Origin of the sequence: Metasolibacillus meyeri, from assembly GCF_003049505.1 — a bacterium.
GTDB lineage: Bacteria > Bacillota > Bacilli > Bacillales_A > Planococcaceae > Metasolibacillus > Metasolibacillus meyeri.
Genome location: NZ_PYWN01000269.1, coordinates 1 through 741 on the forward strand (window position 1 = coordinate 1; position 741 = coordinate 741).

Annotated in this window: 1 protein-coding gene; it reads left to right on the forward strand. The window is 31.4% G+C overall.

The window, feature by feature from the left end; genetic code table 11:
- Positions 1-72: 72 nt before the first annotated feature.
- Positions 73-582, forward strand: a complete 510-nt coding sequence (locus C9J34_RS21565; protein WP_107842203.1) for a GNAT family N-acetyltransferase — start codon at positions 73-75, stop codon at positions 580-582.
- The last annotated feature ends 159 nt before the right edge of the window (positions 583-741 follow it).

A 741-nucleotide genomic window follows, 5' to 3' on the forward strand; every position in this document is an offset into this window, starting at 1 on the left:
AGATGTGTATAAGAGACAGATATTGGTATAATAAAGGGGAAGAGGGGTTTTATATCATGGGTAGGTGTTTATATGAAGATTACATTGGGAAAATTAGAATATATTGATATGCAAGATTTGTATGAATTTGAACTTGAAAATAGAACATATTTTGAAAAGACGGTGCCTAGTCGTGGCGATGATTATTACCATTTTGAAACATTTAAAAGAAAAAATAAAGAATTGCTAAAAGAGCAAATGCAAGAGTTATCATATTTCTATTTGATAAAAAATGAAGGTGGACAAATTGTAGGAAGAATCAATCTAACGGATATTGATAAAAATCAGCATCTTGGTCATCTCGGGTATAGAGTGGGCGAAGCGTACATAGGGAAAGGAATTGCGAATCAAGCGTTACAGCTATTATTAACGACCATAGAGGATAAAGGAATCCAACAAATTGCAGCGCAAACAACGACTAATAACATTGCCTCACAAAAAATACTAGAGAAAAATGGCTTCACATATATTAGGACAAGCGATGCAGTATTTGAAATGAATGGGCAAAGCTTGAAGTTTGTTTATTATAAATGGGAGTGTTGATATGCAAGAAGGAAAAAATATAGAACTTGAAATGTATAATTAAGGGAGGACTCGAGATTGTTTTTTAGAAAAATGACAGATGAAGAAAAAAATAATAATACAAAAGCTATGCAGTTGGGATTTATCTTTTATTTGATTATATTAACTGTATATTCTGTA

Coding starts and splice junctions, on each gene's coding strand:
- C9J34_RS21565 (WP_107842203.1), top strand. CDS start 73: ATGAAGATTACATTGGGAAAATTAGAATATATTGATATGCAAGATTTG.